Consider the following 20,215-nt stretch of genomic DNA (forward strand, 5'->3'; position numbering starts at 1 on the left):
GCGGGCATACGGATAGAGGGAACAAGGGGTTACAGCGATGCCAGGAAAGGGCGACGCTCCGGTGCTTCCGGGCGCGCGGGCGGTTGCGCGGCACGTGCGCATCTCGCCGATGAAGGCGCGCCGGGTGGTCAACCTCGTCCGCGGCCTGCCCGCGAAGGAGGCTCTCACGGTGCTGCAGTTCGCGCCGCAGGCTGCGAGCGAGCAGGTGTACAAGGTGCTCGCTAGCGCGATCGCCAACGCGGAGAACAACGAGCGGCTGGACCCCGACGCGCTGCTCGTGAGCGAGGCGTTCGTGGACGAGGGCCCGACGATGAAGCGGTTCCAGCCGCGGGCGCAGGGCCGGGCGTACCGGATCCGCAAGCGCACCTGCCACATCACCGTGGCGGTCGAAGCGGTCGCGCCGGCAGCGCCGAGGAAGGCCGCGGCGAAGAAGGCCGCCCCGGCCACGGAGGCCGCACCGGCCGAAGCGCAGAGCAAGACGGAGGACGCCGAGTAATGGGTCAGAAGGTTCACCCCACTGGGTTCCGGCTCGGCATCTCGACCGACTGGAAGTCCCGCTGGTTCGCGGACAAGCTCTACAAGGACTACATCGGCGAGGATGTCAAGATCCGCCGGATGATGTCCAAGGGCCTCGAGCGCGCCGGCATCTCCAAGGTCGACATCGAGCGCACCCGCGACCGGGTCCGGGTCGACATCCACACCGCCCGGCCGGGCATCGTCATCGGCCGTAAGGGTGCGGAGGCCGACCGGATCCGCGGCGAGCTCGAGAAGCTCACCGGCAAGCAGGTGCAGCTGAACATCATCGAGGTGAAGAACCCCGAGTCGGACGCTCAGCTCGTCGCGCAGGGCGTGGCCGAGCAGCTGTCCAGCCGGGTCAGCTTCCGTCGGGCGATGCGCAAGGCCATGCAGTCGGCGATGAAGAACCCGGTCTGCAAGGGCATCCGTGTTCAGGTCTCGGGTCGCCTCGGCGGCGCCGAGATGAGCCGGACCGAGTTCTACCGTGAGGGCCGGGTTCCGCTGCACACGCTGCGGGCCAACATCGAGTACGGCTTCTTCGAGGCCCGTACCACGTTCGGTCGGATCGGTGTGAAGGTCTGGATCTACAAGGGCGACGCCGTCCCGGGCCGGGAGGCTCCGGCCGAGGCCGGTCCGTCCCGCCCGCGTCGTGGTGAGCGCGGCGACCGTCCCGAGCGTCCGCGCCGTGGCCGGTCGGGTTCGTCCGGCACGACGGCTGGTGGCACCGAGGCTGGCCGTGCTGCTGCGACCACCATCGCGCAGCAGGCCGAGACGCCGAGCGGCGAGCCGGTGGACAGCGCAGCTGTCGCCGCCGCGGCTGCTCCGGCAGAAACGCAGCAGGAGGGCTGACAGATGCTGATGCCGCGCAAGCCCCCGAAGGGCTTCCGCAAGCCGCACCACCCGGACCGCAGTGGCGCGTCCAAGGGTGGTAACCGGGTGGTGTTCGGCGAGTTCGGGATCCAGGCTCTCGAGCCGGCGTACGTGACCAACCGCCAGATCGAGTCGGCGCGTATCGCGATGACCCGTCACATCAAGCGTGGTGGCAAGGTCTGGATCACGATCTTCCCGGACCAGGCCCTCACCAAGAAGCCTGCCGAGACCCGGATGGGTTCCGGTAAGGGCTCGCCCGAGTGGTGGGTCGCCAACGTCAAGCCGGGGCGGGTTCTCTTCGAGATGTCCTTCCCCAACGAGCAGATCGCGCGAGAGGCCATGCGTCGCGCGATCCACAAGCTCCCGATGAAGTGCCGCATTGTTACGCGCGAAGTGGGTGAATCCTGATGGCAGCGGGCGTTAAGGCGACCGAGCTGCGTGAGCTCTCCGAAGAGGAGCTGGTCACGAAGCTGCGGGAGGCCAAGGCGGAGCTGTTCAACCTCCGCGTGCAGGCCGCAACCGGGCAGCTGGACAACAACCGGCGGCTGCAGGTCATCCGTCGGGAGATCGCCCGGATCTACACGATCATGCGTGAGCGTGAGCTGGGGCTCTCGGCCGCGCCGACTGAGGTGACTGCATCATGACCGACGAGAACACGACCGCCACCGTGCGGGCTCGCCGCAAGGTCCGTGAGGGCCTCGTGGTGAGCGACAAGATGGACAAGACCGTCGTGGTCGAGGTCGAGGACCGGGTTCGGCACGCGCTGTACGGCAAGATCATGCGCCGGACGAGCAAGCTGAAGGTCCACGACGAGCAGAACGCTGCCGGCACCGGCGACCGGGTCCTGATCATGGAGACCCGGCCGCTGAGCGCCACCAAGCGTTGGCGGATCGTGGAGATCCTGGAAAAGGCCAAGTAGCGAAGGCTCGAGCTCGCCCGGCGTTGCGTCGGGCGTTGGTTCCGCCAGGCTCCGGCCGTCCTCGGCGGCCGGAGAACCGGCAGACATAGGAGATAGACGTGATTCAGCAGGAGTCGCGACTGCGCGTCGCCGACAACACGGGTGCTCGGGAGATCCTGTGCATCCGGGTTCTCGGTGGCTCCGGTCGGCGCTACGCGAGCATCGGCGACGTCATCGTGGCCACCGTCAAGGACGCGATCCCGGGTGCCGGTGTGAAGAAGGGCGACGTCGTCAAGGCGGTCATCGTCCGCACGGCCAAGGAGAAGCGGCGGCCGGACGGCTCATACATCCGCTTCGACGAGAACGCCGCCGTCATCATCAAGGACGGCGGGGACCCGCGCGGTACCCGCATCTTCGGCCCGGTGGGCCGGGAGCTGCGGGACAAGCGGTTCATGAAGATTATTTCCCTCGCGCCGGAGGTGTTGTGACCGTGAAGGTCAAGAAGGGCGACACGGTCGTCGTCATCGCCGGCAAGGACAAGGGTGCCAAGGGCAAGGTCATTGCGGCCTACCCGCGGCAGGACAAGGTCCTGGTCGAGGGCGTGAACCGGGTCAAGAAGCACACCCGCATCAGCACCACCCAGCGTGGCGCCAAGACCGGCGGCATCGTCACCCAGGAGGCCCCGATCCACGTCTCGAACGTGCAGGTCCTGGACTCCGACGGCAAGCCGACGCGCGTCGGTTACCGGATCGACGACAACGGCCAGAAGGTCCGCATCGCGCGTAGCACCGGTAAGGACCTGTGATGACCACGGCTACCGAAAAGACCATGCCGCGCCTCAAGGAGCGGTACCGCAACGAGATCGTGGCCCAGCTGCGTGAGCAGCACAGCTACGGCAACCCCATGCAGGTGCCGCGGCTGGTCAAGATCGTCGTCAACATGGGTGTCGGCGAGGCTGCTCGCGACGCCAAGCTGATCGACGGCGCGGTCCGCGACCTCGCCACGATCACCGGCCAGAAGCCGCAGGTGCGGCGGGCGACCAAGTCCATCGCGCAGTTCAAGCTCCGCGAGGGCATGCCGATCGGCGCGAAGGTGACCCTTCGCGGTGACCGGATGTGGGAGTTCCTGGACCGGCTGCTGTCCATCGCGCTGCCGCGTATCCGCGACTTCCGCGGTCTGGACGGGCGCAAGCTCGACGGGCACGGCAACTACACGTTCGGTCTGACCGAGCAGTCGGTGTTCCACGAGATCGACCAGGACCGGATCGATCGCCAGCGGGGCATGGACATCACGGTGGTCACCACCGCCACGACCGACGACGAGGGCCGGGCGCTGCTCAAGCTCCTGGGCTTCCCGTTCAAGGAGAACTGAGATGGCCAAGAAGGCGCTGATCATCAAGGCGGCCGCGAAGCCGAAGTTCTCGGTTCGCGCGTACACCCGGTGCCAGCGGTGCGGGCGCCCGAAGGCGGTCTACCGCAAGTTCGGGCTCTGCCGGGTGTGCCTCCGGGAGATGGCCCACCGCGGTGAGCTGCCGGGTGTGTCCAAGGCTTCCTGGTAAGGGCGACCGCGTCCCGGCTGTCGGCCGGGAACTCCTGCACCGATTAGGTATTGCTCTTCGCCGTAGGCCCGGGGCCGATGCCCCGGGAACCCCGGCGAGAAAGGCTGACGAAATCCATGACGATGACCGACCCGATCGCAGACATGCTCACGCGTCTGCGTAACGCCAACCAGGCGTACCACGATCAGGTGAAGATGCCCTACTCCAAGATCAAGGCGAACATCGCCGAGGTCCTGAAGGCCGAGGGTTACATCGCCACCTGGTCGGTCGAGGAGCCCGAGGAGGGTGCCGTCGGCAAGCGACTGGTCGTCGAGCTGAAGTACGGCCAGAACCGCGAGCGGAGCCTGGCCGGCATCAAGCGCGTGTCCAAGCCCGGTCTCCGGGTGTACGCCAAGTCGGACGGGCTCCCCCGGGTGCTCGGTGGGCTGGGCGTGGCGATCATTTCGACGTCCCAGGGGCTGCTCACCGACCGGCAGGCCCGCAAGCGGAGTGTTGGCGGGGAAGTCCTCGCCTTCGTCTGGTAACGGGAGACAGGTAGAAATGTCGCGAATTGGACGTAAGTCGATCCCGGTACCAGCCGGCGTCGACATCACGATCGACGGGCAGACCGTCAAGGTCAAGGGCCCGAAGGGCCAGCTCCAGCACACCCTCGCCGAGCCGATCACGATCGAGCGGGCCGAGGACGGGCAGCTGAGCGTCAACCGCCCCAACGACGAGCGCAAGGCCAAGGAACTGCACGGCCTGAGCCGTACGCTGGTAGCCAACATGATCGTCGGCGTGACCGAGGGCTACCGCAAGAGCCTGGAGATCGCCGGCACCGGTTACCGGGTCACCGCCAAGGGCACGGACCTCGAGTTCGCGCTCGGGTTCTCGCACCCGGTGCTGGTTCCCGCACCGGCGGGCATCACCTTCACGGTGGAGCGGCCGACCCTGTTCCACGTGGCCGGCATCGACAAGCAGCAGGTCGGTGAGGTCGCCGCCAACATCCGGAAGATCCGCCCGCCGGAGCCCTACAAGGGCAAGGGTGTCAAGTACCAGGGCGAGGTCATCCGCCGCAAGGCCGGAAAGGCAGGTAAGAAGTGAGCGCCACGCTGCTCAAGCGCCGCCGCGGTGTCGCCGCCAAGCGCGCCGTTGGGCGTGCGCGTCGGCACTTCCGCGTCCGCAAGAACGTCAGCGGTACGGCCGAGCGTCCGCGCCTGGTCGTCACCCGTTCGCTGCGGCACATGGTCGCCCAGATCGTCGACGACACCAAGGGTCACACCCTGGTGTCGGCGTCGAGCCTGGACGCCTCGCTGCGCGGTGCCGAGGGCGACAAGAGCGCCCTCGCCGGCAAGGTGGGCGCGCTGCTCGCCGAGCGGGCCAAGGCCGCCGGCGTCTCCAAGGTCGTCTTCGACCGCGGTGGCAACCGGTACGCGGGGCGAGTCGCCGCGCTTGCCGACGCTGCCCGCGAAGCCGGGCTCGAGTTCTAACAACCCCGTCACGAGAGATAAGGAAGGCTGCTGATGCCAGGTCAACAGCGCCGTGGCGGCGGGTCCGGTGGCAACGAGGGTGGTCGCCGCGACAACCGCCGTGAGGGCGGCCGCGGAAACGCGCCCGTCGAGAAGACCCCGCACCTCGAGCGGGTCGTCGCGATCAACCGCGTCGCCAAGGTCGTGAAGGGTGGTCGTCGCTTCAGCTTCACCGCCCTGGTGATCGTTGGTGACGGCGACGGCACGGTCGGCGTGGGCTACGGAAAGGCCAAGGAGGTGCCCGCGGCGATCGCCAAGGGTGTCGAGGAGGCCAAGAAGCACTTCTTCAAGGTCCCGCGGATCGGCAAGTCGATCCCGCACCCGGTGACGGGTGAGGACGCCGCTGGTGTGGTGCTGCTCAAGCCGGCCTCGGCCGGTACGGGTGTCATCGCCGGTGGTCCGGTGCGCGCCGTGCTGGAGTGCGCCGGTATCCACGACGTGCTCTCGAAGAGCCTCGGCTCGTCGAACCCGATCAACATCGTGCACGCCACCGTGGCGGCCCTGAAGGGGCTTGAGTCCCCCGAGCAGGTCGCGGCACGTCGTGGCCTGCCGGTGGAGGACGTCGCGCCGGCCGCCATGCTGGCGTCGCGTGCGGGGGTGGCGCACTGATGGCACGTCTGAAGGTCACCCAGCTCCGATCCGGCATCGGGACCAAGCAGAACCAGCGTGACTCGCTGCGTTCGCTCGGCCTCAAGCGGATCAACGACGTGGTGGTCAAGGAGGACCGGCCCGAGATCCGCGGCATGATCTTCACTGTGAACCACCTCGTGAAGGTCGAGGAGGTCGAGTAATGACGATCAAGGTGCACCACCTGCGCCCGGCGCCCGGTTCCAAGACCGCGAAGACCCGTGTGGGTCGCGGTGAGGGTTCCAAGGGCAAGACCGCTGGTCGCGGTACCAAGGGCTCCAAGGCCCGCAAGAACATCTCGGCGGCGTTCGAGGGTGGGCAGATGCCCATCCACATGCGCCTGCCGAAGATGAAGGGCTTCAAGAACAAGTTCAAGGTGGTCTTCCAGGTGGTCAACCTGGACCGGCTCGCCGAGCTGTTCCCGAACGGCGGCCAGGTCGGCCCGCTGGAGCTGGTCGAGTCCGGCGCGGTCCGCAAGGGTCACCCGGTCAAGGTCCTCGGCACCGGCGACCTCGGCGGAGTGGCGCTCCAGGTGTCGGCGCACGCGTTCAGTGCGTCGGCCAAGGAGAAGATCGCCGCCGCCGGTGGCTCCGTCACCGAGCTGTAAGGCGTACGACCCATGGCGCCCGTCCAGTTGTGACCAACTGGCGGGCGCCATGGTCTGCCTGGGGCGTATGCGCCCGGTAATATCGGAATCGGTTTATGTAGCCGGGCACATCTGCCCGGACCGGGATGGGGCTGTTAGAGTCCCATCCCAGCCATGGATTCCGGGCGCTCGCCCGGGATCCACCCCGACCCGCCAGGGATCACCGGCGGCCCGCCTCGCGCAGGAGGAAGAAGTTGCTGTCCGCCTTTCTCAGTGCGTTCCGTACGCCTGACCTGCGCAAGAAGCTGCTGTTCACAGTAGGCATCATCGCGGTCTACCGGCTGGGTGCAACGCTGCCCAGCCCGGGCGTCTCGTACGGCAACGTGCAGAAGTGCCTCGACACCATCCAGGGTGACACCACCGGGGTGGTGAACCTTCTCAACCTCTTCTCCGGCGGAGCGCTGCTACAGCTCTCGGTCTTCGCGCTGGGCATCATGCCCTACATCACCGCGTCGATCATCCTGCAGCTGCTGACCGTCGTGATTCCGCGTCTGGAGCAGCTCCGCAAGGAGGGCCAGGCCGGCCAGGCGAAGATCACCCAGTACACGCGGTACCTGACCCTGGGTCTCGGTGTGCTGCAGGCCTCGGCGTTCGTGGCGCTGGCCCGCTCGGGCCAGCTCTTCCAGAACCGCTGCGACCAGTTCCCGATCATCCCCACCGGCACCGGCATCCCGGACTGGCTGACCCTGGCCATCCTGGTGATGACCATGACCGCCGGCACCGGCATGGTCATGTGGCTCGGTGAGCTGATCACCGACCGGGGCGTCGGCAACGGCATGTCCGTCCTGATCTTCACCTCGATCGCCGCGCGGCTGCCCAGCGAGGGCTGGCAGATCAAGACCAGCAAGGGCTGGGACATGTTCGCCCTGGTCATCGCGCTGGTCCTGGTGGTCATCACCGCGGTCACCTTCATCGAGCAGGCGCAGCGCCGCATCCCGGTGCAGTACGCCAAGCGGATGATCGGCCGGCGGATGTACGGCGGCACCTCGACCTACATCCCGCTCAAGGTCAACCAGGCCGGTGTCATCCCGGTCATCTTCGGCTCGTCGCTGCTCTACCTGCCGCAGCTGGCCCTGCAGTTCTTCGACCAGACCGACCCGGGCAAGACCCAGGCCTGGATCCAGAACAACCTGGTCAACCCGAGCAGCCCGATCTACATCGCGGTCTACTTCCTGCTGATCATCTTCTTCACGTACTTCTACGTCTCGATCACGTTCAACCCGACCGAGGTCGCGGACAACATGAAGAAGTACGGCGGGTTCGTGCCGGGCATCCGCCCGGGCAAGCCGACGGCCGACTACCTGGACTTCATCCTCAGCCGGATCACCTTGCCGGGCGCGCTCTACCTCGGCGTGATCTCGATCCTGCCGAACTTCTTCTTCATCTGGCTGGACAACCAGCAGTACCAGAACTTCCCGTTCGGCGGCACCGCTGTGCTCATCATGGTCGGCGTCGGTCTGGAGACCGTGAAGCAGATCGAGAGCCAACTCATGCAGCGGAACTACGAAGGGTTCCTGCGGTAGATGAGACTCGTTCTGGTTGGCCCGCCGGGCGCGGGCAAGGGCACGCAGGCCGAGTTCGTGGCCGCGCACCTGTCGGTGCCCAAGATCTCGACCGGGGACATCTTCCGGTCGAACGTCACCCAGGGCACGCCGCTCGGTGTCGAGGCGAAGCGTTACATGGACGCTGGCGAGCTGGTTCCGGACGAGGTCACCATCAACATGGTCCGGGACCGGCTGGCGGAGCCCGACGCCAGCGAGGGGTTCCTGCTCGACGGCTTCCCGCGGACCACTCCGCAGGCCGCCGCGCTGGACAAGCTCCTCGCCGACCTGGGCACCGCACTGGACCTGGTCCTGGAGCTGGTGGTCGACGACGACGAGGTGATCCGGCGGCTCTCCGGCCGGCGGACCTGCCGGGGCTGCGGCAAGATCTGGCACGTCGAGTTCGACGCCACCACCCGGCCCGGCATCTGTGACCGGTGCGGCGCCGAGCTGTTCCAGCGCGACGACGACAAGCCGGAGACCATCGCCACGCGGCTGCGGGAATACAGCGAGAAGACCGCTCCACTGGTCGACTACTACGGCGCCCAGGGCAAGCTCGTCGGGATCGACGCCACCGGCCCGGTGGAGGACGTCACCACCCGGGCCATAGACGCGCTGCGGTCGTACGGCGGCTGAGGTCCGGCCGGGCCACGGCGGATAGAGTGCGATCAGCGGGGTACGTGCGACGTGCCCCGCTGATCGGCAACGAAAGGTAATCGGTCCATGCGTCGTCCCCAGCTGGACATCCAGCTGAAGACCCCTGACCAGATCGAGAAGATGCGCGCCGCCGGGCTGGTGGTGGCCGAGGCGCTGCGCCGGATGCGCGAGGCCGTGGCGCCCGGCGTCAGCACCGCCGACCTGGATGCCATCGCCGAGTCGACGATCCGCGAGGCGGGTGGCGTCCCGTCGTTCAAGGGTTACCACGGCTTCCCCGCGTCGATCTGCTCCTCGGTCAACGAGCAGATCGTGCACGCCATCCCCTCGCCGAAGCAGGTGCTGCGGGACGGCGATCTGATCTCGATCGACTGCGGTGCGGTGCTGAACGGGTGGCATGGTGACTCCGCGATCACCGTCGGCGTCGGTGACGTCGACCCGGCGCTGCTCAAGATGGCCGACGTGGCCGAGGACGCGATGTGGGCCGGCATCGCGGCCGCCGCACGCGGGGCAGCCAGCGGCAAGGGGCGGCTCACCGACATCTCGCACGCGGTCGAGACCGCGGTCCGCAAGGGTGGCCGGTACGGCATCGTCGACGGCTACGGCGGGCACGGTATCGGCACGGAGATGCACCAGGACCCGCACGTGCTCAACCACGGCCGGCCGGGCAAGGGCCCGCGGCTGGTCCCGGGCATGGCGCTGGCCATCGAGCCGATGATCACCATGGCGTCGCCGCGTACGGTCGAGCTGGCCGACGGGTGGACGGTGGTCACCCGGGACAGCTCGGTGGCGGCGCACGTCGAGCACTCGATGGCGTTGCTGCCGGACGGAGTCTGGGTGCTCACCGCGTTCGATGGCGGCCGTGCCCGACTGGGCGACCTGGTCACCGCGCGGCAGTCGGCGGCCTCGACCGCGTCCTGACCCCCTGGGGCGCCGCAGCCCCTCCATGGGCCGACCCGGGTGGATCAAGGGGGTCGGCCGGGTGGGACGCCGTTGGCGTGACGGTGGCATGCTTGCCGGCATGGACGGGCGGGACGGGATGCGAGCGGCGGACGCGGATCGTGAGGCGGTGGCCGAACGGTTGCGGGTGGCCCTCGGTGAGGGCCGACTGGACCTGCACGAGTACGACGAGCGGTTGCAGCGGGCCTACGCCGCCCGCACGTACGCCGAACTGGACGCCCTGCTCACCGATCTGCCGCCGGTGGCGCCGCCGGAGCGCTCGACGCTGGCGCCGGTCACCGCACCGGCTGCCGGGCCGCTGGAGGGCGGTGCGGAGCCCTCGCCCGCCCCGGCCGGGGACCGGGGCGTCGCCGCTCGCTGGTTGGCCGAGGTGTGGTTTCCGTATCTGAAGGTGGTCGCCATCGTGGTGACCATCTGGGCGGTGACCTCGCTGCTCAGCCGCGACCTGCTCTACTTCTGGCCGGCCTGGGTGGCCGGGCCGTGGGGCGCGGTGCTGGTGATCCGCACGGTCACCGGGCTGGCCGGGGGAGAGCCCCGGCGCCAGGCGATCGTGCGGGAGCGCAGGCGCGCGAAGCGGAGGCGGCGGCGGGAGTTGCGCGCCGGTGCACGGGACGAACGGGACGACCCCCGACCGGCCGGCTGACCCGCGGGCAGGGGGCGGAGCCGATCCGGCGCGACGCCCCGGCGTTGCTCGGACGGAGATCATCGGGGTCCCGGACGGGGGAGCGCCGCTCGACCCGGCGGCGCGGTGGGTGGCCGGTTTGGCGACCGCCCGCAGGCCGGCGTACACTTTCTGATCGGCGCACAGCGTCCACTCCGGCATGCCCACCCTGCGCTTCGGTGGGTGCTGGAGCCGCGGCTGGCGCGGGCTTTCTGATCTTGGTCAGACACCCGTGTAAGACGTTGTGGGCCGCCCGGAGCAATCGACGTCAGGACAGCGGAGGACATGCCGAAAAAAGACGGAGCCATTGAGATCGAGGGTCGGGTCATCGAGCCCCTGCCGAACGCCATGTTCCGGGTGGAGCTCGCGAACGGCCACAAGGTGCTGGCTCACATCAGCGGCAAGATGCGGCAGCACTACATCCGCATCCTGCCGGAGGACCGGGTCGTCGTCGAACTCTCGCCGTACGACCTGACCCGCGGGCGCATCGTCTACCGCTACAAGTAGTCCTGACGGCGGCCGGGAAGTCCCGTGTCCGTCTTCGACGTCCGGTCTCGCGCTGCGCGCGTCCCCGGGCCAGATGGGAAGTAAGGCAACCGTGAAGGTCAAGCCGAGCGTCAAGAGGATCTGCAACAAGTGCCGGGTGATCCGCCGGCACGGCCGGGTCATGGTCATCTGCACCGACCCGCGCCACAAGCAGCGCCAGGGCTGATTCAGCCCATCCGGCCGGAAGCGGCCGGGTGGCGTTGGCCCAGGTAGATCCCCAGCGACACACAACACACATGCTCGTCCCAGCCACGAGCGGTACGCGAGACGTACTCCTGCGTGGCTGACCCCCGGTCGGAGGCCGGGGCCCGCTTGGGCAGCGACCGATCCCGGTCGCCGACGCTGACAGCGTCGGAAAGTCGGGACGGCCGGTAGCGGGGTGGGACGGGTCCACACCTCCGCCACACATCATGAGGAGTACGCCCGCACATGGCACGTCTAGTCGGCGTGGATCTCCCCCGCGAGAAGCGGATGGAGATCGCGCTCACCTACATCTTCGGGGTCGGTCGCACTCGCGCCCTGGAGACACTCGCCGCCACCGGCATCTCGCCGGACAAGCGCGCTCGGGACCTCACGGACGAGGAGCTCGTGCAGCTCCGCGACCACATCGAGGGCAACTACAAGGTTGAAGGCGACCTGCGCCGCGAGGTCGCCGCTGACATCCGCCGCAAGGTTGAGATCGGCTGCTACGCCGGCATCCGGCACCGCCGGGGCCTGCCCGTGCGTGGCCAGCGGACCAAGACCAACGCGCGGACCCGCAAGGGCCCGAAGCGGACCGTCGCCGGCAAGAAGAAGCCCGGCAAGAAGTAGTTCTTAACCGGATGACGGGGTCGGCCGCCGCCGAGGTGGGCCAGGCCGCAACCCAGTCCGGAAAGTCAACTAGGAGCGCACAGACTTATGCCACCGAAGGCTCGTGCCGGAGCCGCTGTAAAGAAGGTCCGGCGCAAGGAACGCAAGAACGTCGCCCACGGGCAGGCGCACATCAAGAGCACCTTCAACAACACCATCGTGTCCATCACGGACCCGACCGGTGCGGTCATCTCCTGGGCCTCCGCGGGCCAGGTTGGCTTCAAGGGCTCCCGCAAGTCGACTCCGTTCGCCGCGCAGCTGGCCGCCGAGGCCGCCGCGCGTCGGGCCATGGAGCACGGCATGCGCAAGGTCGACGTGTTCGTCAAGGGCCCCGGCTCCGGCCGGGAGACCGCCATCCGTTCGCTGCAGGCCGTGGGCCTCGAGGTCGGGCAGATCTCCGACGTCACCCCGCAGCCGCACAACGGATGCCGTCCGCCGAAGCGTCGCCGGGTCTGAGAGGTAGAGAGAGATGGCTCGTTACACCGGTGCTGACTGCCGCCGTTGCCGGCGGGAGAAGATGAAGCTGTTCCTCAAGGGCAGCAAGTGCGATGGTCCGAAGTGCCCGTTCGAGTCCCGGCCGTTCCCGCCCGGGCAGCACGGCCGCGGCCGCACCAAGGAGACGGAGTACCTGCTCCAGCTCCGTGAGAAGCAGAAGGCCCGCCGTGTCTACGGCGTGCTGGAGAAGCAGTTCCGCGGTTACTACGAGGAAGCCGTTGGCAAGCAGGCCAAGACCGGTGAGGTCCTCCTGCAGATCCTCGAGTCGCGGCTTGACAACGTCGTTTACCGGGCCGGCTACGCCCACTCGCGGGACATGGCCCGCCAGCTGGTCAAGCACGGTCACTTCACGGTGAACGGCAAGAAGGTCGACATCCCGTCGTACCGCGTCAAGGAGCACGACATCATCGAGGTTCGGGGCAAGAGCAAGGAGCTCACCCCGTTCATCGTGGCGCAGGCTCAGGCCGGTTCGCGGGCCGTGCCGGCGTGGCTCGAGGCCATTCCCAGCCAGATGAAGATCCTGGTGCACTCCCTCCCGGCCCGGCAGGTCATCGACACGCAGGTCCAGGAGCAGCTGATCGTCGAGCTCTACTCCAAGTAGTCGGAGCTCGTTGCGGTGGCCCGCCCTCCAGGGCGGGCCACCGGAACAGTTTGTGTCGTGGGCGTCAAATAGCGGGCGTCCCGGAAGAGAAGAGAAAACATGCTCATCAGCCAGCGACCCTCCCTCTCCGAGGAGTCGATCAACGAGACCCGGTCGCGGTTCGCCATCGAGCCGCTGGAGCCGGGCTTCGGCTACACCCTGGGCAACTCGCTGCGGCGCACGCTGCTGTCGTCGATCCCGGGTGCGGCGGTCACCTCGATCAAGATCGACGGCGTGCTGCACGAGTTCACCACCATCCCCGGTGTCAAGGAGGACGTGGTCGAGCTCGTCATGAACATCAAGGAGCTGTGCGTCAGCTCCGAGCACGACGAGCCGGTCAGCATGTACCTGCGCAAGCAGGGCCCGGGCGACGTGACCGCGGGTGACATCCAGCCCCCGGCCGGCGTCTCGGTGCACAACCCGGATCTGAAGCTCGCCACCCTCAACGGCAAGGGCCGGCTCGACATGGAGCTGACCGTCGAGCGGGGCCGGGGCTACGTGACGGCGGCGCAGAACAAGCAGTCCGGCGCCGAGATCGGCCGTATCCCGGTCGACTCGATCTACTCGCCGGTGCTGAAGGTGACCTACCGCGTCGAGGCGACCCGCGTCGAGCAGCGCACCGACTTCGACCGGCTGATCATCGACGTCGAGACCAAGCCGTCGATGGGCCCGCGTACCGCGCTGGCCTCCGCCGGTTCGACGCTGGTGGAGCTGTTCGGTCTGGCCCGGGAGCTGGACGAGACCGCCGAGGGTATCGACATCGGGCCGTCCCCGCAGGACGCCCAGCTGGCGGCGGACCTCGCCCTGCCGATCGAGGAGCTGGACCTCACCGTCCGCTCCTACAACTGCCTCAAGCGCGAGGGCATCAACACCGTTGGTGAGCTCATCGGGCGTACCGAGGCCGACCTCCTCGACATCCGCAACTTCGGTCAGAAGTCGATCGACGAGGTCAAGATGAAGCTCGCCGGGATGGGTCTGGGGCTGAAGGATTCGGCCCCGAACTTCGACCCGGCGCACGTCGTGGACACCTTCGGCGAGGCCGACTACGACACCGAGGACTACCGCGAGACCGAGCAGCTCTAGTCCGCGCTGCCGCCACAACTGAGGAGCACCAAGCATGCCCACGCCCACCAAGGGCCCCCGCCTCGGCGGCAGCCCCGCGCACGAGCGGCTGATGCTGGCCAACCTGGCCACCGCGCTGTTCCAGCACGGCAAGATCAAGACCACCGAGACGAAGGCCCGGCGGCTGCGTCCGCTGGCCGAGCAGCTCATCACCAAGGCCAAGCGCGGTGACCTGGCCGCGCGGCGGCGGGTGCTGGGCGTCGTCAAGGACAAGGACGTCGTCTACGCCCTGTTCGACCAGATCGCGCCCCGGTACGCCAACCGCCCCGGCGGCTACACCCGGATCGTGAAGACCGGTCCGCGCAAGGGTGACAACGCGCCGATGGTGGTCATCGAGCTGGTGGAGGAGCTTCAGGTCGCCGAGCCGAAGGCGAACAAGAAGACCGCCGCCCGCAAGGCCGCGCAGCAGGACAAGGTCGAGGCGCTCGCCCCGGCGGAGGAGGCCCCGCGGTCGGAGAACTCCGACCAGGACGCGGAGCCGCCGGTCTCGGCGTCCGGCGACACCGCCGAGGCGCGCGAGGACAGCGACCTCGCCACCGAGGAGAACAAGGCCTGATCTCGGGCATCGTTCGGGCCCGGCACCCCATCGGGGTGCCGGGCCCGACCCGTAACAGGAGGTACGAGGTGGACGAGCGGATCCGGCTGCGGCTGGATGTCTCGTACGACGGCACCGGCTTCTCCGGCTGGGCCGCCCAACCGACCCGGCGCACCGTCGCCGGGGTGCTCGTCGAGACCCTGGACCTGGTCCTCGGCGCCGGCACGGCCACCGGGTTGACCGTGGCCGGGCGGACCGACGCGGGGGTCCACGCCACCGGGCAGGTCTGCCACCTCGATCTGCCCGCCGAGGTGTGGCGGCAGCACGAGGGTCGGCTGCTGCGACGGCTGGCCCGGCTGCTCCCCACCGACGTGCGGGTGCGGGAGATGACCGAGGTGCCGGCCGACTTCGACGCCCGGTTCTCGGCCACCTTCCGACGCTACGAGTACCGGGTCACCGACGCCCGGTACGGCGCGGAGCCGCTGCGCCGGCACGAGGTGCTGGCCTGGCCGCGGCCCCTGGATCTGGCGGCGCTGAACGCCGCGGCGGCCGGCCTGGTCGGGGAGCACGACTTCGCCGCGTACTGCCGGCGTAAGGAGAACGCGACGACGCTGCGCGAGGTGACCCGGCTGGACTGGCGTCGCGACCCGGACGGCATCCTGGTCGCCACCGTGCAGGCGGACGCGTTCTGCCAGGCGATGGTGCGCAGCCTGGTGGGGGCGATGCTGGTGGCCGGGGACGGCCGCCGCCCGGTGGAGTGGCCGGGCACGCTGCTGACCCGCCGGGAGCGGTCCAGCGAGGTGACCGTGGCCCCGGCGCACGGGCTGACCCTGGTCGAGGTGGGGTACCCGGCCGATCCGACCGAGTACGCCCGCCGCGCCGACCTCACCCGCCGGCTGCGGGTGCCCGTCGAGGGCTGAGCGGACTGGCCGGTCACGGTGACCGCCGACGGCGGGGTGCGGTCAGTCGCCCGGTAGTTCGTCGTCGCCGGTGGTGCCGCTCTGGGTGCCGCCGCTCTCGGTCGGCCCCGCCGTCGGTTGCCCCGCCGTGCCGCCATCGGCCCGCCGTTCCAGCACGCCCCGGCTGAGGTGCAGCTCGAGCATGTCGAACAGGATCTCCCGGATCGTGGTGTCACCGGACTTGACGGCCACCCCGTCCGTGCGGACCACCAGCGCGTACGCCAGGTAGTGGCCGCGGACCTGCCAGCCGACCCGGGCGGGGGCTGTCGCCACCACCTCGGTGCCGTCGCCTTCCTTGCCGACCATGCCCTGGAACCGGCCCTGCCGCTCGTCGAGCAGTTGCCGGATCCGGTCCCGGGCCCGTTCCGCGCTCACCTTGTCGGTCAGGTTGAACAGCCCGGTGGTGACCAGGTGGTTGCCGCCGGGAGCCCGCAGGGTGGCCCGTACCACCTGGTTGCAGCCGAGCCGGACCAGCAGGTCGGCGACCTCGTCGGTGGCGGCGACGGCGCAACTGCCGCTCGAGTGTGTCTTGACCACCTGGTAGCCCGGCTGGCCGTCGGTGACCTTCAGTTCCTTGCCGGGGAAGAGTTCCTTGGCGGTGAGGGGGGCCTGGTCGGTGTCCCGGGAGTCGAGGTCCTGCCGTTCTTCGGCGGGGTCGGACGCGGCGGCGTTCGGCTGGTACGTCGGGGTGGTCTCCGGCTGTGGGCCGCGGTCCACCAGCAGCGCGGCGGCGCCCAGGCCGCAGAGCGCGAGGAGGACCAGGACGGCCGCGCCACCGACCAGCACCTGCCAGAGCCGGCCGCCCCCGCGCCGGGAGGTCGGCTCGATCGGCTCCGCTGAGGTGTAGACCTGCTCGCGTGGCGGGGCGGGCGGGATGTCGGCACGGGTCGGCGGCGGAGCGGACGACGGCAGCGCGATCTGGTTCGTCCGGCGCAGCGACGGGGTGGGGAAACGCGACGGAGAGGGCCCGGCAGGCGGAGGCGGACCAGCGCCGGCCACGGACAGGTCGGACCCGTCATCCGGGTACTCCACGAAAGCGTCCTCATCGGACTCGTACCGATACACCATGTCGCCCAGACTAGGAGGCATTGTCCCTTTAGGGGGTAATAATGGGAAATGTAGGTGTGGGCCGTGTCGGGGCGTGCTGCGACCAATGCGAGAATTGCCGGCGTGACCGGCGACCACTACTTCACCGCTCAGCCCGCCAGCGACGCCCCGCCGCGCGAGGTCGAGTTCTCCGTCGCCGACCGCGACTACCGGCTCGCCTCGGCCGGCGGGGTCTTCTCCGCGAGCCGTCTCGACCCGGGCACCGCGGTGCTCCTGCGCAAGGCCGAGCTGCCCACCACCGCCACCACCGGCGACCTGCTCGACCTCGGCTGCGGGTTCGGGCCGATCACCTGCGTGCTGGCCGACCTTGCGCCGGCGAGCACCGTCTGGGCGGTCGACGTCAACGCCCGCGCCCGCGAGCTGACCGCCGCCAACGCGGCCCGGGTCGGCGCCGGCGACCGGGTCCGGGTCAGCGCGCCGGACGACGTGCCGGCAGAGCTTCGCTTCGCCCAGCTCTGGTCCAACCCGCCGATCCGGATCGGCAAGGACGGGTTGCACGACCTCCTGCTGCGCTGGCTGCCCCGGCTCGCCCCGGACGGCGTCGGCTGGCTGGTGGTCGCCCGGCACCTCGGTGGCGACTCGCTGCACCGCTGGCTCACCGACCAGAGCTGGCAGGTCGAGCGGCACGCCAGCCAGAAGGGCTTCCGGGTGCTGCGGGTCACCCGGTAATTGGATGTACCGCCCGGCCCCTGCAGGGGCAGGATCCCGGCGTGGGATACGTGGACGTGGCAGCGGTCGGGCATATCCTGCCCGATGGTCGGGAACTCTTCGCCGACGTGTCGTTCCGGGTCGGGGAGGGCGGCAAGATCGCCCTGGTCGGGCCGAACGGCGCGGGTAAGACGACACTGCTGCGGATGGTCGCCGGTGACCTGCCGGTGCGTACCGGCGCCGTCGCGCGGGCCGGCGGGCTGGGCGTGATGCGCCAGTTCATCGGCATGATCGGCGACGAGTCGACACTCGCCGACCTGGCGCTGTCGCTCGCCCCACCGCCGCTGCGCGAGGCCGGCCGCCGGCTCAGCGAGACCGAGACGGCCATGCGGGCGGCCGAGGTCCGCGGCAAGTACAGCACCGCGGCCGGCAAGGCGCAGCTGGCGTACGCAGACGCGCTGGGCGCCTGGGGCGAGTCCGGCGGGTACGACGCCGAGGTGCTCTTCGACACCGTCGCCACCATCGTGCTCGACCAGCCCTGGGACGCCGTCCGGGACCGACCGGTCCGCACCCTCTCCGGTGGGCAGCAGAAGCGGTTCGCGCTGGAGCTGCTGCTGCGCGGCCCGGACGAGGTGCTGCTGCTCGACGAGCCGGACAACTTCCTCGACGTGCCCGGCAAGCGCTGGCTGGAGGCGCGGCTGCGCGAGTCGACCAAGTCCGTGCTCTACGTCTCGCACGACCGCGAGCTGCTGGCCCAGACCGCCGACCGGGTGGTCGCCGTGGAGGGCGGCAGCGCCTGGGTGCACCCGGGCGGCTTCGCCAGCTGGCACTCCGCGCGGGTGGCCCGGCACGCCCGCCTCGACGAGCTGCGCCGGCGCTGGGACGAGGAGCACCAGAAGCTGCGCGAGCTGATGCTGATGTACAAGCAGAAGGCGGCGTACAACGACGGGCTCGCCTCGCGGTACCAGGCCGCGCAGACCCGGCTGCGCAAGTTCGAGGAGGCCGGGCCGCCGCCCGTACCGCCGAAGGACCAGGACATCCGGATGCGGCTGACCGGCGGGCGGACCGGCAAGCGTGCGGTCATCTGCGAGCAGCTGGAGTTGGACGGCCTGACCTACCCCTTCGACCTGGAGATCTGGTACGGCGACCGCTTGGCGGTGCTCGGTGCCAACGGCACCGGCAAGTCGCACTTCCTGCGGCTGCTGGCTCGGGGTGGCAGCGACCCCGACCCGGCCAACGGGCCGGTCGACGGGGCGGCCGCGCTCGCCCCGGTGGCGCACGACGGCACGGCCCGGCTCGGCGCCCGCGTGCGCCCGGGGCACTTCTCCCAGACCCACGACCGGCCGGAGTTGATGTCGAAGACGCTTGTCGAGATCCTCTGGCGGGGCGACGAGCACCGGACCGGCATGGATCGGCACACGGCGATGGGGGTGCTCAGCCGCTACGAGCTGGCCGGGCAGGGTGACCAGCGCTTCGGCACCCTCTCCGGCGGGCAGCAGGCCCGGTTCCTGGTGCTGCTGCTGGAGCTCTCCGGGGCGACCCTGCTGCTGCTGGACGAGCCCACCGACAACCTCGACCTGGCCAGCGCGGAGGCGTTGGAGGCGGGCCTGAACGCGTTCGAGGGAACGGTGATCGCGGTCACCCACGACCGCTGGTTCACGCGATCCTTCGACCGTTTCGTGCTGTTCGGTGGCGATAGCGAAGTGGTGGAGACCCCGGAGCCGGTCTGGGACGTGGGCTGAGGCGAAGGAAGGGCCCCTTGTTAACGCCAGGTGTTAACAAGGGGCCCTTCCTTCGCTGGGCATAGGGTGGATCTCGTGACTGAGATGACCTATCGCCGGCTGGGCGACTCCGGGCTCGTGGTGTCCGTGGTCGGCATCGGCTGCAACAACTTCGGCCGTAAGCTCGACCTCGACGGCACCCGAGCGGTGGTGGACGCCGCCCTGGACGCCGGGATCACCCTGTTCGACACCGCTGACATCTACGGCGAGCCGCAGGGCAGCTCCGAGGAACTGCTCGGGCAGGCGCTCAAGGGACGCCGGGACGACGTGGTGGTGGCCACCAAGTTCGGCATGGACATGAACGGCCTCAACGGGCCGGACTTCGGTGCCCGGGGGTCGCGGCGCTACATCGCCCGCGCGGTGGAGGCGTCGCTGCGCCGGCTCGACACCGACCACATCGACCTGTACCAGATGCACGAGCCCGACCCGGGCACGCCGATCGACGAGACCCTCGCAGCCCTGGACGACCTGGTCCGGGACGGCAAGGTGCGCTACCTGGGCAACTCCAACTTCGCCGGCTGGCAGATCGCCGACGCGGACTGGATCGCCTCGTCCAACGGCCGGGCCCGCTTCATCAGCGCGCAGAACCACTACAGCCTGGTGGAGCGGTCCGTGGAGGCCGAGGTGATCCCGGCCTGCGAGCGGTTCGGTCTCGGCATGCTGCCGTTCTTCCCGCTTGCCAACGGCCTGCTCACCGGCAAGTACAAGCGTGCGGGGCGGCCGCCGGCCGGCAGCCGGCTCTCCGGCGGTGGCCGGTACGCGGAGCGACTCGCCGCCGCCGACTGGGACACCATCGAGGCGATCGAGGCGTACGCGGCCGAGCGGGGGCTGACCATGCTCCAGGTGGCGATCGGCGGGCTGGCCGCCCAGCCGGCGGTGACCTCGGTGATCGCCGGTGCCACCACGCCCGAGCAGGTGCACGCCAACGCCGCTGCCGGCACCTGGGAGCCCACCGACGAGGATCTGGCGGCCCTGCGCGCCGTCCTCTGATGCCCGGCGTGGGTGGCGCGGGATCCTGATCCACCCCGCGTTCCCTGAAGTCGGGGTGTCCTGTGGTCCGGGACACCCCGACTTCTGGGATACCGAGTCGATCA

The 20,215-nt window shown here is 69.5% G+C and carries 31 protein-coding genes; 30 read left to right on the plus strand and 1 reads right to left on the minus strand.

Annotated features, from left to right (window positions below):
• The first annotated feature begins 37 nt into the window (after positions 1–37).
• From rplV to truA, 27 genes are all read left to right on the plus strand, one after another.
• On the plus strand, positions 38–496 hold the full coding sequence (gene rplV, locus ACFYPS_RS13495) for a 50S ribosomal protein L22 (RefSeq protein ID WP_007465297.1): 459 nt from the start codon (positions 38–40) through the stop codon (positions 494–496).
• Positions 496–1,365, plus strand: coding sequence for a 30S ribosomal protein S3 (rpsC, locus tag ACFYPS_RS13500; RefSeq protein ID WP_007465294.1), 870 nt, complete (start codon positions 496–498; stop codon positions 1,363–1,365). Before rplV ends, rpsC begins: the two co-directional genes overlap by 1 nt.
• A gap of 3 nt (positions 1,366–1,368) precedes the next feature.
• Positions 1,369–1,794 carry a 50S ribosomal protein L16 gene (gene rplP / locus ACFYPS_RS13505; RefSeq protein ID WP_007465292.1) on the plus strand — a complete coding sequence of 142 codons (426 nt, stop codon included), beginning with the start codon at positions 1,369–1,371 and terminating at the stop codon, positions 1,792–1,794.
• A complete protein-coding gene (gene rpmC, locus ACFYPS_RS13510) occupies positions 1,794–2,030 on the plus strand; it encodes a 50S ribosomal protein L29 (protein WP_007465283.1) in 237 nt (78 codons plus the stop codon). Before rplP ends, rpmC begins: the two co-directional genes overlap by 1 nt.
• Positions 2,027–2,305: a 30S ribosomal protein S17 gene (gene rpsQ / locus ACFYPS_RS13515; RefSeq protein WP_089018945.1), complete on the plus strand. Its 279-nt coding sequence runs from the start codon at positions 2,027–2,029 to the stop codon at positions 2,303–2,305. The genes rpmC and rpsQ overlap by 4 nt, the downstream gene beginning before the upstream one ends.
• A gap of 98 nt (positions 2,306–2,403) precedes the next feature.
• Positions 2,404–2,772, plus strand: a complete 369-nt coding sequence (gene rplN / locus ACFYPS_RS13520) for a 50S ribosomal protein L14 (RefSeq protein ID WP_015619002.1) — start codon at positions 2,404–2,406, stop codon at positions 2,770–2,772.
• A complete protein-coding gene (gene rplX / locus ACFYPS_RS13525) occupies positions 2,769–3,089 on the plus strand; it encodes a 50S ribosomal protein L24 (protein WP_007465276.1) in 321 nt (106 codons plus the stop codon). Before rplN ends, rplX begins: the two co-directional genes overlap by 4 nt.
• The gene (gene rplE / locus ACFYPS_RS13530; RefSeq protein WP_074314595.1) at positions 3,089–3,655 is read left to right on the plus strand and encodes a 50S ribosomal protein L5; all 567 of its coding nucleotides are present in this window, start codon (positions 3,089–3,091) and stop codon (positions 3,653–3,655) included. Before rplX ends, rplE begins: the two co-directional genes overlap by 1 nt.
• A 1-nt stretch (position 3,656) precedes the next feature.
• Positions 3,657–3,842 (plus strand): type Z 30S ribosomal protein S14, encoded by a 186-nt coding sequence (locus ACFYPS_RS13535; RefSeq protein WP_074314593.1) that lies wholly within the window; start codon positions 3,657–3,659, stop codon positions 3,840–3,842.
• A 116-nt stretch (positions 3,843–3,958) separates the two neighbouring features.
• On the plus strand, positions 3,959–4,366 hold the full coding sequence (gene rpsH / locus ACFYPS_RS13540; RefSeq protein ID WP_007465270.1) for a 30S ribosomal protein S8: 408 nt from the start codon (positions 3,959–3,961) through the stop codon (positions 4,364–4,366).
• A gap of 16 nt (positions 4,367–4,382) precedes the next feature.
• The gene (gene rplF / locus ACFYPS_RS13545; protein ID WP_074314591.1) at positions 4,383–4,925 is read left to right on the plus strand and encodes a 50S ribosomal protein L6; all 543 of its coding nucleotides are present in this window, start codon (positions 4,383–4,385) and stop codon (positions 4,923–4,925) included.
• A complete protein-coding gene (rplR, locus tag ACFYPS_RS13550; RefSeq protein WP_354964793.1) occupies positions 4,922–5,311 on the plus strand; it encodes a 50S ribosomal protein L18 in 390 nt (129 codons plus the stop codon). The genes rplF and rplR overlap by 4 nt, the downstream gene beginning before the upstream one ends.
• A 33-nt stretch (positions 5,312–5,344) precedes the next feature.
• The gene (gene rpsE / locus ACFYPS_RS13555) at positions 5,345–5,959 is read left to right on the plus strand and encodes a 30S ribosomal protein S5 (protein ID WP_354964792.1); all 615 of its coding nucleotides are present in this window, start codon (positions 5,345–5,347) and stop codon (positions 5,957–5,959) included.
• Positions 5,959–6,141: a 50S ribosomal protein L30 gene (gene rpmD / locus ACFYPS_RS13560; protein ID WP_030329904.1), complete on the plus strand. Its 183-nt coding sequence runs from the start codon at positions 5,959–5,961 to the stop codon at positions 6,139–6,141. The genes rpsE and rpmD overlap by 1 nt, the downstream gene beginning before the upstream one ends.
• A complete protein-coding gene (gene rplO / locus ACFYPS_RS13565) occupies positions 6,141–6,584 on the plus strand; it encodes a 50S ribosomal protein L15 (protein ID WP_030329906.1) in 444 nt (147 codons plus the stop codon). Before rpmD ends, rplO begins: the two co-directional genes overlap by 1 nt.
• Positions 6,585–6,817: 233 nt before the next feature.
• Positions 6,818–8,146 carry a preprotein translocase subunit SecY gene (gene secY, locus ACFYPS_RS13570; RefSeq protein ID WP_354964791.1) on the plus strand — a complete coding sequence of 443 codons (1,329 nt, stop codon included), beginning with the start codon at positions 6,818–6,820 and terminating at the stop codon, positions 8,144–8,146.
• Positions 8,147–8,800 carry an adenylate kinase gene (locus ACFYPS_RS13575; RefSeq protein WP_007465256.1) on the plus strand — a complete coding sequence of 218 codons (654 nt, stop codon included), beginning with the start codon at positions 8,147–8,149 and terminating at the stop codon, positions 8,798–8,800.
• An 87-nt stretch (positions 8,801–8,887) separates the two neighbouring features.
• On the plus strand, positions 8,888–9,739 hold the full coding sequence (map, locus tag ACFYPS_RS13580; RefSeq protein ID WP_354964790.1) for a type I methionyl aminopeptidase: 852 nt from the start codon (positions 8,888–8,890) through the stop codon (positions 9,737–9,739).
• A 100-nt stretch (positions 9,740–9,839) separates the two neighbouring features.
• Positions 9,840–10,421 (plus strand): DUF1707 domain-containing protein, encoded by a 582-nt coding sequence (locus tag ACFYPS_RS13585; RefSeq protein ID WP_354964789.1) that lies wholly within the window; start codon positions 9,840–9,842, stop codon positions 10,419–10,421.
• Positions 10,422–10,724: 303 nt separating this feature from the next.
• The gene (gene infA / locus ACFYPS_RS13590; RefSeq protein ID WP_007073013.1) at positions 10,725–10,946 is read left to right on the plus strand and encodes a translation initiation factor IF-1; all 222 of its coding nucleotides are present in this window, start codon (positions 10,725–10,727) and stop codon (positions 10,944–10,946) included.
• A 91-nt stretch (positions 10,947–11,037) separates the two neighbouring features.
• Positions 11,038–11,151 (plus strand): 50S ribosomal protein L36, encoded by a 114-nt coding sequence (gene rpmJ / locus ACFYPS_RS13595; protein ID WP_012184307.1) that lies wholly within the window; start codon positions 11,038–11,040, stop codon positions 11,149–11,151.
• A 263-nt stretch (positions 11,152–11,414) separates the two neighbouring features.
• Positions 11,415–11,795: a 30S ribosomal protein S13 gene (gene rpsM / locus ACFYPS_RS13600; protein ID WP_007465236.1), complete on the plus strand. Its 381-nt coding sequence runs from the start codon at positions 11,415–11,417 to the stop codon at positions 11,793–11,795.
• A gap of 87 nt (positions 11,796–11,882) precedes the next feature.
• Complete coding sequence (rpsK, locus tag ACFYPS_RS13605; RefSeq protein ID WP_007073011.1) at positions 11,883–12,290, plus strand: 30S ribosomal protein S11; 408 nt, start codon at positions 11,883–11,885, stop codon at positions 12,288–12,290.
• Positions 12,291–12,303: 13 nt separating this feature from the next.
• Complete coding sequence (rpsD, locus tag ACFYPS_RS13610; protein ID WP_089018952.1) at positions 12,304–12,930, plus strand: 30S ribosomal protein S4; 627 nt, start codon at positions 12,304–12,306, stop codon at positions 12,928–12,930.
• A 99-nt stretch (positions 12,931–13,029) separates the two neighbouring features.
• Positions 13,030–14,052 carry a DNA-directed RNA polymerase subunit alpha gene (locus ACFYPS_RS13615; protein ID WP_354964788.1) on the plus strand — a complete coding sequence of 341 codons (1,023 nt, stop codon included), beginning with the start codon at positions 13,030–13,032 and terminating at the stop codon, positions 14,050–14,052.
• A 34-nt stretch (positions 14,053–14,086) separates the two neighbouring features.
• On the plus strand, positions 14,087–14,647 hold the full coding sequence (gene rplQ / locus ACFYPS_RS13620) for a 50S ribosomal protein L17 (RefSeq protein WP_121677729.1): 561 nt from the start codon (positions 14,087–14,089) through the stop codon (positions 14,645–14,647).
• Between the two features lie 68 nt (positions 14,648–14,715).
• On the plus strand, positions 14,716–15,546 hold the full coding sequence (gene truA, locus ACFYPS_RS13625) for a tRNA pseudouridine(38-40) synthase TruA (RefSeq protein ID WP_354964787.1): 831 nt from the start codon (positions 14,716–14,718) through the stop codon (positions 15,544–15,546).
• A 42-nt stretch (positions 15,547–15,588) separates the two neighbouring features.
• Here truA and ACFYPS_RS13630 read toward each other — a convergent pair whose 3' ends face one another.
• Positions 15,589–16,617, minus strand: coding sequence for a hypothetical protein (locus ACFYPS_RS13630; RefSeq protein WP_387324588.1), 1,029 nt, complete (start codon positions 16,615–16,617; stop codon positions 15,589–15,591).
• Positions 16,618–16,755: 138 nt separating this feature from the next.
• Between ACFYPS_RS13630 and ACFYPS_RS13635 the strand changes: the two genes are divergently transcribed.
• The 3 genes from ACFYPS_RS13635 (at position 16,756) to ACFYPS_RS13645 (ending at position 20,111) form a co-directional block, all read left to right on the plus strand.
• Complete coding sequence (locus ACFYPS_RS13635) at positions 16,756–17,361, plus strand: methyltransferase (protein ID WP_354964785.1); 606 nt, start codon at positions 16,756–16,758, stop codon at positions 17,359–17,361.
• 41 nt (positions 17,362–17,402) lie between these two features.
• Positions 17,403–19,082: an ATP-binding cassette domain-containing protein gene (locus ACFYPS_RS13640; protein ID WP_354964784.1), complete on the plus strand. Its 1,680-nt coding sequence runs from the start codon at positions 17,403–17,405 to the stop codon at positions 19,080–19,082.
• Positions 19,083–19,148: 66 nt separating this feature from the next.
• Positions 19,149–20,111: an aldo/keto reductase gene (locus ACFYPS_RS13645; RefSeq protein ID WP_354964783.1), complete on the plus strand. Its 963-nt coding sequence runs from the start codon at positions 19,149–19,151 to the stop codon at positions 20,109–20,111.
• Positions 20,112–20,215 lie beyond the last annotated feature (104 nt).

The organism is Micromonospora sp. NPDC005087, assembly GCF_042872965.1.
Lineage (GTDB): Bacteria > Actinomycetota > Actinomycetes > Mycobacteriales > Micromonosporaceae > Micromonospora.

Bases quoted from the DNA above. Each gene is read 5' to 3' on its own strand.
- rplV (WP_007465297.1), top strand. From the start codon at position 38: ATGCCAGGAAAGGGCGACGCTCCGGTGCTTCCGGGCGCGCGGGCGGTT.
- rpsC (WP_007465294.1), top strand. From the start codon at position 496: ATGGGTCAGAAGGTTCACCCCACTGGGTTCCGGCTCGGCATCTCGACC.
- rplP (WP_007465292.1), top strand. From the start codon at position 1,369: ATGCTGATGCCGCGCAAGCCCCCGAAGGGCTTCCGCAAGCCGCACCAC.
- rpmC (WP_007465283.1), top strand. From the start codon at position 1,794: ATGGCAGCGGGCGTTAAGGCGACCGAGCTGCGTGAGCTCTCCGAAGAG.
- rpsQ (WP_089018945.1), top strand. From the start codon at position 2,027: ATGACCGACGAGAACACGACCGCCACCGTGCGGGCTCGCCGCAAGGTC.
- rplE (WP_074314595.1), top strand. From the start codon at position 3,089: ATGACCACGGCTACCGAAAAGACCATGCCGCGCCTCAAGGAGCGGTAC.
- ACFYPS_RS13535 (WP_074314593.1), top strand. From the start codon at position 3,657: ATGGCCAAGAAGGCGCTGATCATCAAGGCGGCCGCGAAGCCGAAGTTC.
- rpsH (WP_007465270.1), top strand. From the start codon at position 3,959: ATGACGATGACCGACCCGATCGCAGACATGCTCACGCGTCTGCGTAAC.
- rplF (WP_074314591.1), top strand. From the start codon at position 4,383: ATGTCGCGAATTGGACGTAAGTCGATCCCGGTACCAGCCGGCGTCGAC.
- rpsE (WP_354964792.1), top strand. From the start codon at position 5,345: ATGCCAGGTCAACAGCGCCGTGGCGGCGGGTCCGGTGGCAACGAGGGT.
- rpmD (WP_030329904.1), top strand. From the start codon at position 5,959: ATGGCACGTCTGAAGGTCACCCAGCTCCGATCCGGCATCGGGACCAAG.
- rplO (WP_030329906.1), top strand. From the start codon at position 6,141: ATGACGATCAAGGTGCACCACCTGCGCCCGGCGCCCGGTTCCAAGACC.
- ACFYPS_RS13575 (WP_007465256.1), top strand. From the start codon at position 8,147: ATGAGACTCGTTCTGGTTGGCCCGCCGGGCGCGGGCAAGGGCACGCAG.
- map (WP_354964790.1), top strand. From the start codon at position 8,888: ATGCGTCGTCCCCAGCTGGACATCCAGCTGAAGACCCCTGACCAGATC.
- ACFYPS_RS13585 (WP_354964789.1), top strand. From the start codon at position 9,840: ATGGACGGGCGGGACGGGATGCGAGCGGCGGACGCGGATCGTGAGGCG.
- infA (WP_007073013.1), top strand. From the start codon at position 10,725: ATGCCGAAAAAAGACGGAGCCATTGAGATCGAGGGTCGGGTCATCGAG.
- rpsM (WP_007465236.1), top strand. From the start codon at position 11,415: ATGGCACGTCTAGTCGGCGTGGATCTCCCCCGCGAGAAGCGGATGGAG.
- rpsK (WP_007073011.1), top strand. From the start codon at position 11,883: ATGCCACCGAAGGCTCGTGCCGGAGCCGCTGTAAAGAAGGTCCGGCGC.
- rpsD (WP_089018952.1), top strand. From the start codon at position 12,304: ATGGCTCGTTACACCGGTGCTGACTGCCGCCGTTGCCGGCGGGAGAAG.
- ACFYPS_RS13615 (WP_354964788.1), top strand. From the start codon at position 13,030: ATGCTCATCAGCCAGCGACCCTCCCTCTCCGAGGAGTCGATCAACGAG.
- rplQ (WP_121677729.1), top strand. From the start codon at position 14,087: ATGCCCACGCCCACCAAGGGCCCCCGCCTCGGCGGCAGCCCCGCGCAC.